Annotated in this window: 1 pseudogene; it reads left to right on the top strand. The window is 47.5% G+C overall.

Going from position 1 to position 305, the window contains the following annotated elements:
* Positions 1-261: pseudogene (locus CWC11_RS21925) on the top strand (S66 family peptidase); the annotation flags it as partial.
* Positions 262-305 lie beyond the last annotated feature (44 nt).

Raw genomic sequence — 305 nt, 5'->3', positions numbered from 1 at the left:
GTAATGGGCGTGTTTGAGAAACTATCCGGCTTAATGATTGGCCGCGCACGGGACTACAGCGAGCGCGAGATGGCTGCGCTTGATGAAGTGATTTTATCGGTTGTACGTGATGAGTTTGGCTGTGACAGTTTACCCGTAATAACTCGGCTTGACTTTGGCCATACCGATCCGCAGTGGATTTTGCCGCTAGGAATACAGCACCGCTTGGATCTGGATAACTTCAGTCTAGATGCGATAGAGCCTGTGTTTGATTTGTTGTAGTGATGAGGGAGACATACTGTGCTGAAAAGTTTTTTTGGTGATTG

This window comes from Pseudoalteromonas sp. S3178, from assembly GCF_005886985.1.
Classification (GTDB): Bacteria; Pseudomonadota; Gammaproteobacteria; order Enterobacterales; family Alteromonadaceae; genus Pseudoalteromonas; species Pseudoalteromonas carrageenovora.
This window is presented reverse-complemented; position numbering and strand designations above follow the sequence as displayed.